The organism is Microbacterium sp. M28 (assembly GCF_025836995.1).
Classification (GTDB): domain Bacteria; phylum Actinomycetota; class Actinomycetes; order Actinomycetales; family Microbacteriaceae; genus Microbacterium.
Genome location: NZ_CP107546.1, coordinates 2,183,359 through 2,197,612, shown reverse-complemented (window position 1 = coordinate 2,197,612; position 14,254 = coordinate 2,183,359). Strand labels below are relative to the sequence as shown.

Genomic DNA, 14,254 nt, shown 5'->3' with positions numbered 1-14,254 from the left:
GCTCGCCCCGCTCCGTGAACGGACACTTCTGGAAATCTTCTGGATAAGGTGCAGATATGAAGCTCGAACTTCGCGGCATCACCAAGCGATTCGGCAGCCTCGTGGCGAACGATCACATCGATCTGGTGGTCGAACCGGGGCAGATCCACGCGCTGCTCGGCGAGAACGGTGCGGGCAAGTCGACGTTGATGAACGTCCTGTACGGCCTGTATCAGGCCGACGAGGGCGACATCCTCCTCGACGACGTCGTGCAGCACTTCCGTGGTCCAGGTGACGCGATGGCGGCCGGCATCGGCATGGTGCATCAGCACTTCATGCTCGTCCCCGTGTTCACCGTCGCCGAGAACGTGATGCTCGGACACGAGCAGACCAAGGGCGTCGGGGTGCTCGACATCTCCGCGGCACGCGCGCACGTCCGGGCCGTCGCCGAGCGGTTCGGCTTCGACATCGATCCGGATGCGGTCGTCGGCGACCTCCCGGTCGGAGTCCAGCAGCGGGTCGAGATCATCAAGGCGCTCTCCCGCGATGCGCAGGTTCTCGTGTTCGATGAGCCGACGGCCGTGCTCACCCCGCAGGAGACCGACGAGCTGATGGGCATCATGCGTCAGCTGCGCGACGAGGGGACCGCGATCGTCTTCATCACGCACAAGCTGCGCGAGGTCCGCGAAGTGGCGGACACCATCACGATCGTGCGGCTGGGCCGGATCGTCGGCGAAGCGTCGCCGACCGCGACGAACGCGGAGCTGGCGAACCTCATGGTCGGCCGCGCCGTGGAACTGACGGTGCACAAGGACGAGCCGCGGCTCGGCGACGGCGGGCTCGAGGTGCGGAGCCTCCGGGTGCTGACGCCGACCGGCGCGATCGTCGTCGACGACGTGGACTTCACCGTCCGGCCGGGCGAGGTGCTCGCGATCGCCGGCGTCCAGGGCAACGGTCAGACCGAGCTCGTCGAGGCGCTTGTCGGGCTCGCCGCTCGCGTCGAGGGCTCCATCTCCCTCGACGGTGCTGAGCTGGTCGGAAAGAGCGTGCGGGCGATCCTCGACGCCGGCGTCGGATTCGTGCCCGAGGACCGCACCGAGGACGGCCTCGTCGCCGGGTTCACCGTCGCGGAGAATCTCATCCTCGACCGTTCCGACGACCCGGCGTTCAGCACAGCAGGAACGCTGAAGCGCTCGGCGCTGGACGAGTTCGCGCGCGCCCGCATCAGCGAGTACGACATCCGCGCACAGGGACCGCAGACGCTTGCGGGAACGCTCTCCGGCGGCAACCAGCAGAAGGTCGTGATCGCGCGCGAGATGAGCCGTGAGCTCCGTCTGCTGGTGGCCGCGCAGCCGACGCGCGGCGTCGACGTCGGATCGATCGAATTCATCCACAAGCGCATCATCGAGACGCGCGACTCGGGCGTCCCCGTGGTCGTCGTCTCGACCGAGCTGGACGAGGTCGCCGCCCTCGCCGACCGGATCGCCGTGATGTACCGCGGCGCGATCATCGGGATCGTCCCCGGTGACACGCCGCGCGAGAAGTTGGGACTCATGATGGCCGGTGTGGCCGATGCGGAGGTGACCGCGTGAGCGGATCGACACCGGGTGCCGGTGATGTGACCAAGGGACTCCCGCCCGAGCAGCTGCCGCCGAGCTCCGGCGTTCCCGGCAGCGAGCGCGAGGAGCTCGCTCCGCCGCGCGGCAACGTGATCATCAAAGAGATGCTGCGCAGCAGCGCGGTGACGACGATCCTCGCGATCGTGCTCGCGCTCATCGTCGGCGGCATCCTGATCGCGGTCACGAACGAGGACGTGCAGAAGACGTCCGTGTACTTCTTCGCCCGCCCCGGCGACATGCTGGTCGCGGTCTGGGGCTCGGTCTACGACGGCTATGAGGCACTCGTGCGCGGTGCGATCTTCAACGCCCGCGGCAACAGCTTCGCCGCGCAGATCAAGCCGCTGACGAACACGCTGGGCTTCGCCGCGCCGCTGATCGCCGCCGGTCTCGGTGTGGCGCTCGCATTCCGCGTCGGCCTGTTCAACATCGGCGCACGAGGCCAGATGCTCTTCGGAGTCGCCCTCGCCGGCCTGCTCACATTCCAGCTCGACCTGCCGTTCTGGCTGCACATCCCGGCGACGCTGATCATCGGCATCGCCGGTGGAGCGCTCTGGGGCGGCATCGCCGGACTCATCAAGGCGCGCACCGGGGCGCACGAGGTGATCCTGACGATCATGCTCAACTACATCGCGTACTACCTGCTGCTGTGGATGATCCGTACGCCGGGTCTGCTGCAGAAGCCGGGCACGAACCAGGCGCTCGGATCGGCCACGCCGCAGAACGCGCAGTTCCCCGAGCTGCTCGGACGCCAGTTCCCGCTGCTCGATCTCGGCTTCGTGATCGTCATCGCCGCCACGCTGTTCGTCTGGTGGCTCATCGAGCGGTCGTCGCTCGGCATGCGCATGCGCGCGGTCGGCGAGAACCCGCACGCGGCGCGAGCGGCCGGCATCAACGTGCAGCGCATCTACGTGTACGCGATGCTGTTCGCCGGTGGCCTCGCCGGTCTCGCCGGAATGAACCAGCTGCAGGGCTCCGTCACCACAGGCATCACCGAGACGATCGACGCCGGCATCGGCTTCGACGCGATCACGGTGGCGCTGCTCGGCCGCAGCCGGGCGTGGGGGACGTTCGCCGCCGGCATCCTGTTCGGCGCGCTGAAGGCCGGATCGTTCTCGATGCAGGCGCAGGACATTCCGGTCGACATCGTCCTGGTGGTGCAGTCGCTGGTCGTGCTGTTCATCGCGGCACCGCCGTTGCTGCGCACGGTGTTCTTCCTGCCCAAGACGGATGCGGAGAAGGCCGTCAAGGCGAGAGCCAAGGCCGCGAAGAAGGCGGTGACGGCATGACCACGTTCACGCAGACCGAGGCCGCAGACGGCACCGTGCAGCTCGCCACCGTGCGGGAGCGCCACTTCAGGACGCCGATCGTCCTCGCCGTGGTGACCGTGCTGCTCGCGCTGCTGTTCCTCCTCGCCCCTCGGAGCGGGACGAGCATCTTCGTCCTCGGCGACCGCTCGTCGGCGATCGCCATGCCGGACATCCCGCTGCCGACCACGGTCACCTGCTGGGTGCTGATCGGACTGCTGTTGCTCATGACGGCACTCGCCTTCTGGCAGGCCTGGAACTACCGCCGCCCGCCGCTGTGGCTGATCGCGCTCTTCGGCGTGGTCGCGGTGTTCGCCTTCCTGGTGTGGGCCGCCGCCGGCGGAGTGGTGCCGGTCACGAGCCTGCTCGTCGGCGCCGTCTCGCTGTCGGTGCCCCTGGTGTTCGGAGCACTCGGCGGTGTGATCGGCGAACGCGCCGGCGTCGTCAACGTCGCGATCGAGGGGCAGCTGCTGCTCGGGGCCTTCTCGGCCGCCCTGCTGTCGAGCATCACCGGCAGCCCCTTCGTTGGACTCATCGGCGCCATGATCGGCGGTGTGCTCGTCGCGAGCGTGCTCGCGGTCTTCGCGATCAAGTACCTCGTCGAACAGGTCATCGTCGGTGTCGTGCTGAACGTGCTCGTCACCGGCCTGACCGGATTCCTGTACGGCGCGCTGCTCGCACCGAACGAGCAGGAGCTCAACACGGCGGCGCGCTTCACGCGCATCAAGATCCCTGTGCTCGGCGACATCCCGATCATCGGACCGGTGCTGTTCAACCAGACGGTCATCGTGTATCTGATGTTCGTCACCGTCGCCGTCGTCGCCTGGGGTCTGTACCGCACGCGTTGGGGCCTGCGTCTGAGAGCGGTCGGCGAGCACCCGAAGGCGGCGGACACCGTCGGCATCCGGGTGAACCCGACCCGGTTCTGGAACGTGCTGCTCGCCGGTGCGATCGCCGGCATCGGCGGGGCCTACTTCACCCTCGTTTCGGTGCCGCAGTTCGGCAAGGAGATGACCGCCGGTCTCGGCTTCATCGCCCTCGCCGCCGTGATCTTCGGACGGTGGGATCCGATCCGGGCGACCCTGGCCGCTCTGCTCTTCGGCTTCGTCACGAACCTGCAGAACCTGCTCACGATCCTGAAGACGCCGATCCCCGGCGAATTCATGCTGATGCTGCCGTACCTGGTCACCCTTCTCGCGGTGGCCGGTTTCGCCGGACAGATCCGCGCACCTGCCGCCAGCGGCAAGCCGTACATCAAGAACTGAGGGACGAGATGACCGATATCGACTGGGACGAGCTGCGCTCGGTCGCCACCGAGGCGATGACGAAGGCGTACGCGCCCTATTCGAGGTACAAGGTGGGTGCTGCCGCGCTCGTCGACGACGGTCGGATCGTCGCCGGCTGCAACATCGAGAACGCCTCGTACGGCGTCACGCTGTGCGCCGAGTGCGCCCTCGTCGGCGACCTGCACATGTCCGGCGGCGGACGACTGGTCGCGTTCGTGTGCGTCAACGGCGAAGGCCAGACGATCATGCCGTGCGGACGGTGTCGCCAGCTGCTGTTCGAGCACGCGACCCCCGGGATGCTGCTGGAGACGGTATCAGGCATCCGCACGATCGACGAGGTGCTGCCCGACGCGTTCGGTCCCCGCGATCTGGAGGAGGTGCGCTGATGGCCGTCGAGGCATTCGATGCGGTCGACGTGATCCGCGCGAAGCGCGACGGCGGCGTCGTCCCCGAGCCGGCGCTGCGCTGGATGGTCGACGCCTACACGCGCGGCTACGTCTCCGACGCGCAGATGGCGTCGTTCGCGATGGCGGTGTTCCAGCGCGGCATGGACCGCGACGAGATCCGCGTCCTCACGGACGCCATGATCGCGTCGGGAGAGCGCATGAGCTTCGCCGCTCTCGGCAAGCGCACGGTCGACAAGCACTCCACCGGAGGTGTCGGCGACAAGATCACTCTTCCGCTGGCTCCCCTCGTCGCCTGCTTCGGCGTCGCGGTGCCGCAGCTCTCGGGTCGCGGCCTCGGGCACACCGGCGGGACGCTGGACAAGCTCGAGTCGATTCCCGGCTGGCGTGCCGCTCTCAGCAATGAGGAGATGTTCGCACAGATGCAGTCCGACGTCGGCGCCGTCATCTGCGCCGCAGGCTCCGGCCTGGCTCCGGCGGACAAGAAGCTGTACGCCCTGCGCGATGTCACCGGTACCGTCGAGGCGATCCCGTTGATCGCGTCGAGCATCATGTCGAAGAAGATCGCCGAGGGCACGGATGCCCTGGTTCTGGACGTGAAGTTCGGCTCCGGCGCCTTCATGCAGGACATCGACCGGGCACGGGAGCTCGCGCAGACGATGGTCGCGCTCGGTACGGACTCCGGCGTCGCGACGACGGCCCTGCTGACGGACATGAACGTGCCCCTCGGGCTCGCGATCGGCAACGCCAACGAGGTCCGAGAGTCCGTCGAGGTGCTCGCGGGCGGCGGGCCGGCGGACATCCGTGAACTCACGGTCGCCCTGGCGCGGGAGATGCTCGCCCTCGCCGGGATGCCGGATGCCGACGTGGAGGCCGCTCTCGACGACGGTCGCGCGATGGACAGCTGGAAGGCGATGATCCGCGCGCAGGACGGCGACCCTGAGGCGCCGCTTCCGACACCGCGCGAGACGCACGTCGTCACCGCGCCGGCAGACGGCGCCGTGACCCGCATGGACGCCCTGCCGTTCGGAATCGCGGCGTGGCGCCTCGGCGCCGGTCGTGCCCGTGCCGAGGATCCGGTGATCCACGCCGCCGGCATCGACCTGCACGCCAAACCAGGCGACCGGGTCGTGGCAGGGCAACCGCTGTTCACCCTCTCCGCTGATGACGACGCGCGGTTCGCCCGTGCGATCGAAGCCGTCGAGGGCGCGTGGGAGATCGGTGGCGACGCCCCCGAGATCGGCCCACTCGTCCGTGAGCGCATCACCGCGTAGGCTGTGAGCCGCACACCCACCCGCACTGCTGAGAGGTCATCCATGTCGATCGAGCCGACCGGAGACGCCACGCTCGAGGGCGTCTCACTGCGCAGTCTGCCGAAGGTCTCGCTGCACGATCATCTCGACGGCGCGGTGCGTCCGGCGACGATCCTGGAGCTCGCCGACGAGGTCGGTCTCGAGCTCCCGGAGCGCGATGCTGCGCGGCTCGGCGGATGGATCGGGAAGAAGGCCGACTCCGGGTCGCTGACCGAGTACCTGACGACGTTCGAGCTGACCACCGGTGTCATGCAGACCGCTGCGGGGCTCACGCGCGTCGCGCGCGAGTTCGTCGAGGACCTCGCGGCCGACGGTGTGATCTACGGCGAGGTGCGCTGGGCACCCGAGCAGCACCAGGCGCGCGGGCTCTCCCTGGAGCAGGCCGTCGAGGCCGTGCAGCAGGGCATCGAGGAGGGCGAGGACGCCGCCGACCGCTCGGGTCGCAGCATCCGGGTCGGCCAGCTCATCACCGCGATGCGTCAGACCGACCGCTCTCGCGAGATCGCGGAGCTCGCCGTCGCCCACCGCGGTCGCGGCGTGGTCGGATTCGATCTCGCCGGCCCCGAGGACGGCTTCCCGGCATCGGAGCACCGTGCGGCGTTCGAGTATCTCGCCGAGAACTTCTTCCCGGTGACGGTGCACGCCGGCGAGGCCGCCGGCATCGCGTCGATCCGGTCCGCCCTGCTGGACGGGCGTGCGCTGCGGCTCGGCCACGGCGTGCGGCTCGCGTCCGATCTCCAGGTCATCAACCGGGAGGACGACGAGGTCCAGGTGCAGTTCGGCGACCTCGCGCGCTGGGTGCGTGACCGTGAGATCCCGCTCGAGCTGTCCCCGTCCTCGAACCTGCAGACCGGCGCGATCACCGCGTGGGGGACGGAGATCGCCGATCACCCGTTCGATCTGCTGTACCAGCTCGGCTTCGCCGTCACGGTGAACGTCGACAACCGCACGATGAGCGCCACCTCGCTGACACGCGAGCTTTCGCTGCTCGTGGACGCGTTCGGCTACGACCTCGACGATCTCGAGACGTTCCAGTTCAACGCCGCGGCCGCCGCCTTCCTGCCCGTCGAGGAGCGCGAAGAGCTCGTGGAGATGATCGCCGAAGGCTTCGAGGACTGACCCCGGTGGCCGTCTTCATCGCCGGCCCGGCATCCTGGAACCGGTTGGTGGTGCTCGACCGCCTGCCCGAACCCATCCCGCACATGCAGTTCGCGGAGGACTCGTGGGAGACCGTCGGCGGAACGAGCGCCGGCAAGGCTCTCAGCCTGACCTCGCTGGGGCGGGAGGTCCTCCTGTACGCCCAGACCGCCGACGACGAGGACGGACGCCGCGTGCGCTCGGCGCTGGCGGATGCCGGTGTGCCGACCCTGTGGGAGATGTCCGATCGGACCGAACGGCACCTCAACCTCATGACGCGCGCGGGGGAGCGGGTGTCGCTCTATCTGTCCTCGCCGTCGGAAGCGGATGGCGCCCAGGACGCACGGATCCGACAGGCGATGGCGGATGCCGATGCGCTGGTGCTCGATCTCGCGGCCGAGCCGCTCCGGCTGCTGCCGATGGCGGCCGAGACAGGCGTGCCGATCTGGGTGGACGTGCACGACTACGACGGCGAGGCGGAGTTCCATCGCCCGTTCCTGGCCGCGGCGGATGCCGTCTTCTGCAACGCCGATCGGTTGAGCGACCCGGTGGCGTTCCTGCGATCGTGCATCACCGGCGGCGCGACGCTCGCGGTGTGCACGCTCGGGGCCGACGGAGCCGTGGCCGTGGACGCCGAGGGAGTGGAGCATCGCGTGCCGGCGGTACCCGTCGAGGTGCGCGACACGAACGGCGCGGGCGACGCGTTCCTCGCCGGTGTCCTCGACGCGCGCCTCGCGGGGCGAGGCGTCCGGGAATCGCTCGAGGCGGGCGCGCGCTCGGCGTCGACCGTCCTCGGCACGATCCACTTGCATCCAGCGCTGGACCCGGTCCTGGGCTGACGGCTCAGTCCAGGGAGTCGGCGAACCGGCCGGTGAGGTCAGTCACGGTGGCGTGCATGTCCTCGTCGGAGATCGTGGGCGTGCCGTCTCCCGGCTGAGGGCCGTAGTCCCCGAACGAGGCGTGCGATGCGCCCTCGATCTCGATCAGCTCGGCATCCGCCGGAAGCAGGTGTCGAGCGTCGGCGATCTTCTGCGGCGTCGACAGGCCGTCCTCGCTGCCGGCCAGGCTCAGCACCGGCAGGTCCGTCGAGGCGAGGTCGTCGGAGCAGTACGAGGCGAACAGCAGCAGCGCGTCGGCGTCCGTTGCGAGCTGGCAGCCGCGCACGCCGCCCAGCGAGTGCCCGCCGACGATCCAGGTGTCCACGTCCGGTGCGGCCGACGTGAAGGCGTCCATGCCGCGCAGATCGAAGAAGGCGAGATTCAGCCACGGCCGGGTGATCACGACCGTGACGTCGTCCTCCGCCACGATGCCCTGCAGGATCGCGGCGTACGCCCACGGGTCCACCTTGGCTCCGGGGATGAACACGAGGCCGATCTCGCTCGAACCGCTCGCGGGGGAGAGCACGATGCCCTCGTCGGCGTCATCGATCACGACGTCCGGGTTCTCGCGGACGCTGGCCAGCGGCTCCGGCTCGGCCTGCATGACACCGACCTGGCTCCAGATGACCACCCCGATGACGCCGAGGAGGACGACAGCGGCGAGGCCGCCCAGGACCCATGCGACGATCCGTCGTCCGCGTCTCTTCTGCACCGGTCCAGGTTACCGGCGCTGATGCGCCGCGACGGCGTCGCGCACGGGCGCGAACAACGGGTGCGCCGGCTCGAGGCCGGTGACCGAGGCGGTGAGCTCGGCAGCATCCTCCGTGGACAGCCGGTTGCGCATCTGCACCGACTGCTCGTCGTCAGGGTCGTCGAACTCGAGGGCGGCCGCGACCGCCGCGACCAGCGCCGTCGTGGACAGCCCCCGTTCGGCGGCCTCTGCCGCCGGTCCGATGAACCGCTCGTGCCGGGAGAGCTTGCGCAGCGGCTGACGTCCCACACGCTGCACCGTGTCGATGAGCTCAGGATTGCGGAAGCGCTCCAGGATCGTCGCCCGGTACGCGGTCAGTTCAGCGGGGTCCAGCCCGTGGACGGCGGTCAGCATCGCCGACGTCTCCTCCAGCGCCGCTCGCACCGCGTCGGCCACCCGAGGGTCGGCGAGCGCGTCGGAGATCCGCTCGTGGCCTGCCGCGGCCCCGAAGTACGCGGTCGCCGCGTGGCCGGTGTTCACCGTGAACAGCTTGCGCTCGATGTACGGGGCCAGATCGTCGACGAAGTGCGCTCCCGGGATGCTCGGCAGGTCGCCGCGGAAAGGGCCCTGCTCGATCGCCCACTCGAAGTACGGCTCCACCGTGACATCGATGCCGGCGCCCGCCGGCTGCGCGGGGACGATCCTGTCGACGGCCGTGTTCGCGAACACGGCACGGGCGGTGAGCTCGGCGGCTTCGTCGCCAGCCAGCCGCTCGATCTCGGCGCGCAGCTGATCGGTCGCGCCGATCGCGTTCTCGCACGCCATGACCGCCAGCGGCGGGGCATCGGTCGAGCGCTGACGCAGCCCGTCGAGGATCACCGGAGCGATGTAGCGCAGCACCGTCGGACCGACAGCGCACGTCACGACATCCGCCGTCGCGACCTCGGTGACGACGGCATCCGGTTCCGTGCGGCTGTTGACCGCGCGGAACCCGGTCACGATCCGATTCAGCCCGCCGGGTCCCGCCTCCCTGACCGTGTAGTGCTCGGCGGCGTCGAGGGCGTCCACCAGGGCGTCGGCGACGTCGGAGAACACGACCTCGTAGCCGCCGTCGTGCAGCAGCAGGCCGACGAAGCCGCGCCCGATGTTGCCGGCGCCGAAGTGGACGGCCTTCATCCCTCGTTCACCTCCGACAGCAGGGCGTACAGCTCATCCGGCGTCTGCGCGGCCGTGAGACGCGCCACGTCGTCCTCCTCGGAGAACAGGATCGCGATCCGCGACAGGATCTCCAGGTGCTCGTCGCCGACCCCCGCGATGCCGATCACGAAGTTCGCCTCGTCGCCGGCCCAGTCGACGCCGCCGTCGTAGCGGACGACAGACAGCGCGGAGGCGAGGATCGTGTCCTTCGCGTCGTTGGTGCCGTGCGGGATCGCCAGGCCGTTGCCCATGAAGGTCGACACGGTCTGTTCGCGCTGCCGCATGGCGTCGACGTACCCGGGGGTGACGGCGCCGGCGGCGACGAGGATGTCGGTCGCCTCCTGCAGCGCGGCCTCCTGCGTCGCGGAGCCGGGATGGATGCGGACCTGGCCGAGGGTGAGGACGCTCATCATGATTCCTTTCGCTGGTCGCGGACCAGCTCCACGACCTCGTCGTACTTCGGCGAGTTCATGAAGTTGTCCACGGAGATGTGGATCGATTCCGGCGACTTCGCCTGTGCCCGGTCCGTCAGCTGCTGCTGGGTGATGACCAGGTCCGCGTTGCCGTCGAGGTTCGCGATGGCCGTGTTGACGACGGTGACGCCTTCGATGCCGGCCTTCTTGAACTTGTTGCGCAGCACGCTCGCGCCCATCGCGGACGATCCCATACCGGCGTCGCAGGCGAAGACGATGTCGGTGATCCGACGGGTCGTGACGATTCCGCCGTCGGCCATGCCGCCCGTCTCCGCCTGCGTCTCGAGCTTGTCGACGACCTCTTCCGCGGCAGCGACCGAGGCCGAATCCCCGCTGACGCGCAGGGCGTCCATGGCCGCCGACTTCTTGCCCTTGTTGGCTTCGGTCTGCGCGATCGCCGCGCCGAACGCGTCGGCCTCGGCGAGCAGGTCGCGCTTGCGGGAAGCGCGCAGGATGACGCCGGTGATGAGGAAGGTGACGGTGGCGGCGAGAAGAACCGACAGGTACACCACGAGGAGATTCGCGATGCCACCGGCCGCGGGGCTCACCGCCGCCGCGGTGACGGCGATGATGCTGCCGGGGGCGGCGGGGAACGCCAGACCGCCGCCGAGGATCATGTTCGTCGTCACGCCGGTGGCGCCGCCGGCGATCAACGCGAGGATCGTGGCCGGCTTGCTCAGAGCATAGGGGAAGTAGATCTCGTGGATGCCGCCGAAGAACTGGATGATCGCAGCCCCGGGCGCGGACGCCTTGGCGGCGCCGACGCCGAAGAACGAGAACGCCAGAAGCAGTCCGACACCGGGGCCCGGGTTGGCCTCGATGAGGAAGAGGATCGACTTTCCCGTCTCCTGAGCCTGCTCGATGCCGAGCGGGGTGAAGACGCCGTGATTGATCGCGTTGTTCAGGAACAGCACCTTCGCCGGCTCGACGATGATCGACACGAGGGGCAGCAGGTTGTAAAGGACCAGCCATCCGACCGCCAGTCCCAGGATGTCGCTGACCCAGAGGATCGCCGGTCCGAAGACGAAGAAGCCGAGAATGGCCAGCAGCATGCCGAGGATGCCGGCGGAGAAGTTGTTGATGAGCATCTCGAAGCCCGGCTTGATCTTGCCGTCCCAGAGCCTGTCCATCCACTTCGTCACGAGCGCTGCGAACGGCCCCATGATCATCGCGCCGAGGAACATCGGGATGTTGGTGCCGACGATCACGCCCATCGTCGCGATCGACGCGACCACGCCGCCTCGTTCGCCGTAGACCATACGGCCGCCGGTGTTCGCGATCAGCAGCGGCAGCAGGTACGTGATGCTCGGTCCGACGAGCCCGACGAACTGGGTGAAAGGATCACCGTTCTCATCGAGCGCGACGGTGGTCATGGCCCCTGGCCAGTTGATGACGTCGGCATCGCCGAAGCCGCCGAGCAGCGGAGCCACGGGCGTCCACCACCCGAGCCATCCGACCGCGATGAAGAGCATCGTGATGAAGCCCCAGGCGATGAAGGCTGCGATGTTCGGCATGATCATGCCGGACAGGAACGTGCCGAAGCGCTGGACTCCGACACGGAGTCCGTTCTGCTTCGGTGCGGGTGACGTCGTCGTCATGATGTCGTCTCTTTCTGCTGTGTGTTCGGGTGAAGGTCTGCGGCGGCCGCGGCGACGGCCGCGCGCGCGCCGCCGGCGTCGTCGGCGGCGAGAGCGATCTCGGCCAGGTGGCTGGCATCCTCGAGGGTGCGCTCGGAGAGCGCGAGCCGGACGTCGGCCAGCGCGGCTGGCGCCATCGAGAGGCTCGTCGCGCCGAGGCCGACGAGGACGACGGCCAGCAACGGATCGGCGGCGGCTTCGCCGCAGATCCCGACCGGCTTGCCGGCGCGTGCGCCGGCGGCGCCGACTTCGCCGACCAGGCGCAGCACCGCCGGATGCCAGGGGTCCTGGAATCCGGCGACGGAGCCGAGCATCCGATCCGCCGCCATCGTGTACTGCGTGAGGTCGTTGGTGCCGATCGAGGCGAAGTCGGCATGCGCGAGCACGCGGTCCGCGAGCAGCGCGCTCGCCGGCACCTCGACCATGACACCGGCCGTCTTCAGGCCGTACTCGCGCGCGAGCGTCGTGAAGTAGGCCGTCTCCTCGACGGTGGTGACCATCGGGGCCATGACCCACAGATCCGCGCCGGTCTCGGCATCCGCCTCGGCCAGAGCCGTGAGCTGTTCGCGCAGGATGTCCTCGCTGGCCCGCAGCGCCCGCAGGCCTCGAAGACCGAGCGCCGGGTTCTCCTCGTGCGCGTCGTTGAGGAACGCGAGCGGCTTGTCGGCTCCGGCATCGAGCAGGCGGACGACGACTTTCTTGCCCTCGAACGCGGCGAGCAGCTCGCGATACGACTCGCGCTGCTGCGCGATGGTCGGCGCCTGAGATGCGGAGAGGAACAGGAACTCGGTGCGGAAGAGCCCGACACCCTCGGCCCCCCGTGACACGGCATCGGCCGCATCGGCGGGTTTGCCCAGGTTCGCCAGCAGCGCGATGGGGGTGCCATCGGCGAGGGCGCCGGGTGTCGCGGGGAGCGCCTCGGCGCTCCGTCTGGCCGACGCGCGCTCGGACGCGCGTGCCAGCTCGTCGGCGGACGGCTCGCTCGTCACGGCACCGGCCGCCGCGTCCACGATCACCGTCTCGCCGTCGGGGAGCTCTGCCGCCTGCGTCACGCCGACCACCGCGACGATGCCCTTCTCGCGGGCGAGGATCGCCGTGTGCGATGTGGGTCCGCCGTCGGACGTGATGAGCGCCAGCACCTGATCGAGCTTGAGCAGGGCGGTGTCGGCCGGTGCCAGATCGCGGGCCACCAGCACGAAGGGATGACCTGGGTCCGGCACGCCGGGGGCCGAGACGCCGCGCAGTCGTGCGAGCACTCGCTGGGCGATGTCGTCGAGGTCGGCGGCGCGCTCGCCGAGGTAACCGCCGACGGCCTCGAGCGTCGCCTTGAATCCTGCGAACGCGTCGTGCACGGCCCATTCGGCGGTGGCTCCGTCGTCGATGCGCGCATCGACCTCGTCCTGCAGGGTCGGGTCCTCGGCGATCATCGCCTGCGCCTCGAGCACCTCCTGCGCTGCGCCGCCTGCGGCTTCCGCTCTGGCCGTCAACTCGCTGGCGACCGCGGCGATGGCGTCGCGGACGCGGGCGCGTTCCGCCTCGGCGCCGAGTGCGCTCTTCGCGTCGTCCGGCGCTGGCAGCGGATCGGCCATGCGGATCACGGGCCCCTGCGCGACGCCGACGCCGATGCCCACTCCCCGCAGGACACCCATCAGGCCGGCTCCTCGTCATGGTCGGTGGTCAGCAGCTCGGTCAGCGTGTCCAGCACGGCTTCGGCGTTGTCGCCGTCGGCCGTCAGCGTCACGTAGTCGCCGTGCTCGACACCCAGGGCGATCACCCCGAGGATGCTGGCTGCGTTGACCGGCTTGCCGGAATCCTTCGCCACGGTCACGGCGATGCCGGATTCCTTGGCGGCCTGCGCGAACAGCTTCGCGGGGCGGGCGTGCAGTCCGTGCGATGATCCGATCCGGACGGTGCGGGATGCAGCGGTCATGATGATCCTTTCTCAGCGGTGAGGGCCGACTGCACGAACGCGAGAGTGCGCGTGCCGTCGCGGTCGGTGAAGATGTCGTCCGGCAGGGCGAGGACGGGGCAGTCGACCGCGGCGCTGATGGATGCGAGGCGATCGGCGAGATGCGGGCCGACGAGGATCGCGTCTGCGGTGTCGGCGCCGATCGTCTGCTCGGTTCCGGCCGCCGTCTGCCAGGTCAGCCCGGCGTCAGTCGCCGCACGCTGCAATCGCTGCGCGACGAAGGTGCTCGACGCCCCTGCGCCGCACACCACGAGGATCCGCTTCGATGCCATGGAACCATTCTGGGAACGAGCTGTGAGCCGTACCACCAGGGTTCTTTCCGCCCCTGCGGAACGCCGGCCACCGCCGCTTTCCGCGCCTCCGCCTG

Annotated in this window: 14 protein-coding genes; 7 read left to right on the top strand and 7 right to left on the bottom strand. The window is 69.4% G+C overall.

Translation table 11 applies throughout. From position 1 onward, the window contains the following. Positions 1 to 56 precede the first annotated feature (56 nt). From OED01_RS10890 to OED01_RS10860, 7 genes are read left to right on the top strand one after another with little or no spacing between them, the layout of a single operon-like run. Entirely contained in the window at positions 57 to 1,571 is a 1,515-nt protein-coding gene (locus OED01_RS10890) for an ABC transporter ATP-binding protein (protein WP_264155301.1), read from the top strand. Then, a complete protein-coding gene (locus tag OED01_RS10885) occupies positions 1,568 to 2,884 on the top strand; it encodes an ABC transporter permease (protein WP_264155300.1) in 1,317 nt (438 codons plus the stop codon). The genes OED01_RS10890 and OED01_RS10885 overlap by 4 nt, the downstream gene beginning before the upstream one ends. Beyond that, positions 2,881 to 4,167, top strand: a complete 1,287-nt coding sequence (locus OED01_RS10880) for an ABC transporter permease (protein ID WP_264155299.1) — start codon at positions 2,881 to 2,883, stop codon at positions 4,165 to 4,167. The genes OED01_RS10885 and OED01_RS10880 overlap by 4 nt, the downstream gene beginning before the upstream one ends. 8 nt (positions 4,168 to 4,175) lie before the next feature. Next, entirely contained in the window at positions 4,176 to 4,574 is a 399-nt protein-coding gene (locus OED01_RS10875) for a cytidine deaminase (RefSeq protein ID WP_264155298.1), read from the top strand. After that, positions 4,574 to 5,866, top strand: coding sequence for a thymidine phosphorylase (locus OED01_RS10870; RefSeq protein WP_264155297.1), 1,293 nt, complete (start codon positions 4,574 to 4,576; stop codon positions 5,864 to 5,866). The genes OED01_RS10875 and OED01_RS10870 overlap by 1 nt, the downstream gene beginning before the upstream one ends. Before the next feature lie 42 nt (positions 5,867 to 5,908). Then, positions 5,909 to 7,024 carry an adenosine deaminase gene (locus OED01_RS10865; RefSeq protein WP_264155296.1) on the top strand — a complete coding sequence of 372 codons (1,116 nt, stop codon included), beginning with the start codon at positions 5,909 to 5,911 and terminating at the stop codon, positions 7,022 to 7,024. A 5-nt stretch (positions 7,025 to 7,029) separates the two neighbouring features. Then, positions 7,030 to 7,881 (top strand): carbohydrate kinase family protein, encoded by an 852-nt coding sequence (locus OED01_RS10860; protein ID WP_264155295.1) that lies wholly within the window; start codon positions 7,030 to 7,032, stop codon positions 7,879 to 7,881. A gap of 4 nt (positions 7,882 to 7,885) precedes the next feature. On the opposite strand, the gene OED01_RS10855 is transcribed toward OED01_RS10860, so the two are convergent. The 7 genes from OED01_RS10855 to OED01_RS10825 are packed head-to-tail and all read right to left on the bottom strand — an operon-like array spanning position 7,886 to position 14,159. Continuing rightward, a complete protein-coding gene (locus tag OED01_RS10855; protein WP_264155294.1) occupies positions 7,886 to 8,632 on the bottom strand; it encodes an alpha/beta hydrolase in 747 nt (248 codons plus the stop codon). Between the two features lie 9 nt (positions 8,633 to 8,641). Next, positions 8,642 to 9,787 carry a mannitol-1-phosphate 5-dehydrogenase gene (locus tag OED01_RS10850; protein WP_264155293.1) on the bottom strand — a complete coding sequence of 382 codons (1,146 nt, stop codon included), beginning with the start codon at positions 9,785 to 9,787 and terminating at the stop codon, positions 8,642 to 8,644. After that, positions 9,784 to 10,218: a PTS sugar transporter subunit IIA gene (locus OED01_RS10845; RefSeq protein ID WP_264155292.1), complete on the bottom strand. Its 435-nt coding sequence runs from the start codon at positions 10,216 to 10,218 to the stop codon at positions 9,784 to 9,786. Before OED01_RS10845 ends, OED01_RS10850 begins: the two co-directional genes overlap by 4 nt. Continuing rightward, positions 10,218 to 11,879 carry a PTS mannitol transporter subunit IICB gene (locus tag OED01_RS10840; RefSeq protein WP_264155291.1) on the bottom strand — a complete coding sequence of 554 codons (1,662 nt, stop codon included), beginning with the start codon at positions 11,877 to 11,879 and terminating at the stop codon, positions 10,218 to 10,220. The genes OED01_RS10845 and OED01_RS10840 overlap by 1 nt, the downstream gene beginning before the upstream one ends. Then, positions 11,876 to 13,567: a phosphoenolpyruvate--protein phosphotransferase gene (ptsP, locus tag OED01_RS10835; RefSeq protein WP_264155290.1), complete on the bottom strand. Its 1,692-nt coding sequence runs from the start codon at positions 13,565 to 13,567 to the stop codon at positions 11,876 to 11,878. Before ptsP ends, OED01_RS10840 begins: the two co-directional genes overlap by 4 nt. Then, entirely contained in the window at positions 13,567 to 13,848 is a 282-nt protein-coding gene (locus tag OED01_RS10830; RefSeq protein ID WP_264155289.1) for an HPr family phosphocarrier protein, read from the bottom strand. The genes ptsP and OED01_RS10830 overlap by 1 nt, the downstream gene beginning before the upstream one ends. Next, positions 13,845 to 14,159: a PTS sugar transporter subunit IIB gene (locus tag OED01_RS10825; RefSeq protein WP_264155288.1), complete on the bottom strand. Its 315-nt coding sequence runs from the start codon at positions 14,157 to 14,159 to the stop codon at positions 13,845 to 13,847. The genes OED01_RS10830 and OED01_RS10825 overlap by 4 nt, the downstream gene beginning before the upstream one ends. Positions 14,160 to 14,254 lie beyond the last annotated feature (95 nt).

Excerpts from the sequence above, each read along its gene's own strand:
- OED01_RS10880 (WP_264155299.1), top strand. The coding sequence starts at position 2,881 with ATGACCACGTTCACGCAGACCGAGGCCGCAGACGGCACCGTGCAGCTC.
- OED01_RS10830 (WP_264155289.1), bottom strand. The coding sequence starts at position 13,848 with ATGACCGCTGCATCCCGCACCGTCCGGATCGGATCATCGCACGGACTG.
- OED01_RS10870 (WP_264155297.1), top strand. The coding sequence starts at position 4,574 with ATGGCCGTCGAGGCATTCGATGCGGTCGACGTGATCCGCGCGAAGCGC.
- OED01_RS10825 (WP_264155288.1), bottom strand. The coding sequence starts at position 14,159 with ATGGCATCGAAGCGGATCCTCGTGGTGTGCGGCGCAGGGGCGTCGAGC.
- OED01_RS10890 (WP_264155301.1), top strand. The coding sequence starts at position 57 with ATGAAGCTCGAACTTCGCGGCATCACCAAGCGATTCGGCAGCCTCGTG.
- OED01_RS10840 (WP_264155291.1), bottom strand. The coding sequence starts at position 11,879 with ATGACGACGACGTCACCCGCACCGAAGCAGAACGGACTCCGTGTCGGA.
- OED01_RS10875 (WP_264155298.1), top strand. The coding sequence starts at position 4,176 with ATGACCGATATCGACTGGGACGAGCTGCGCTCGGTCGCCACCGAGGCG.
- OED01_RS10865 (WP_264155296.1), top strand. The coding sequence starts at position 5,909 with ATGTCGATCGAGCCGACCGGAGACGCCACGCTCGAGGGCGTCTCACTG.
- OED01_RS10850 (WP_264155293.1), bottom strand. The coding sequence starts at position 9,787 with ATGAAGGCCGTCCACTTCGGCGCCGGCAACATCGGGCGCGGCTTCGTC.
- OED01_RS10845 (WP_264155292.1), bottom strand. The coding sequence starts at position 10,218 with ATGAGCGTCCTCACCCTCGGCCAGGTCCGCATCCATCCCGGCTCCGCG.
- ptsP (WP_264155290.1), bottom strand. The coding sequence starts at position 13,567 with ATGGGTGTCCTGCGGGGAGTGGGCATCGGCGTCGGCGTCGCGCAGGGG.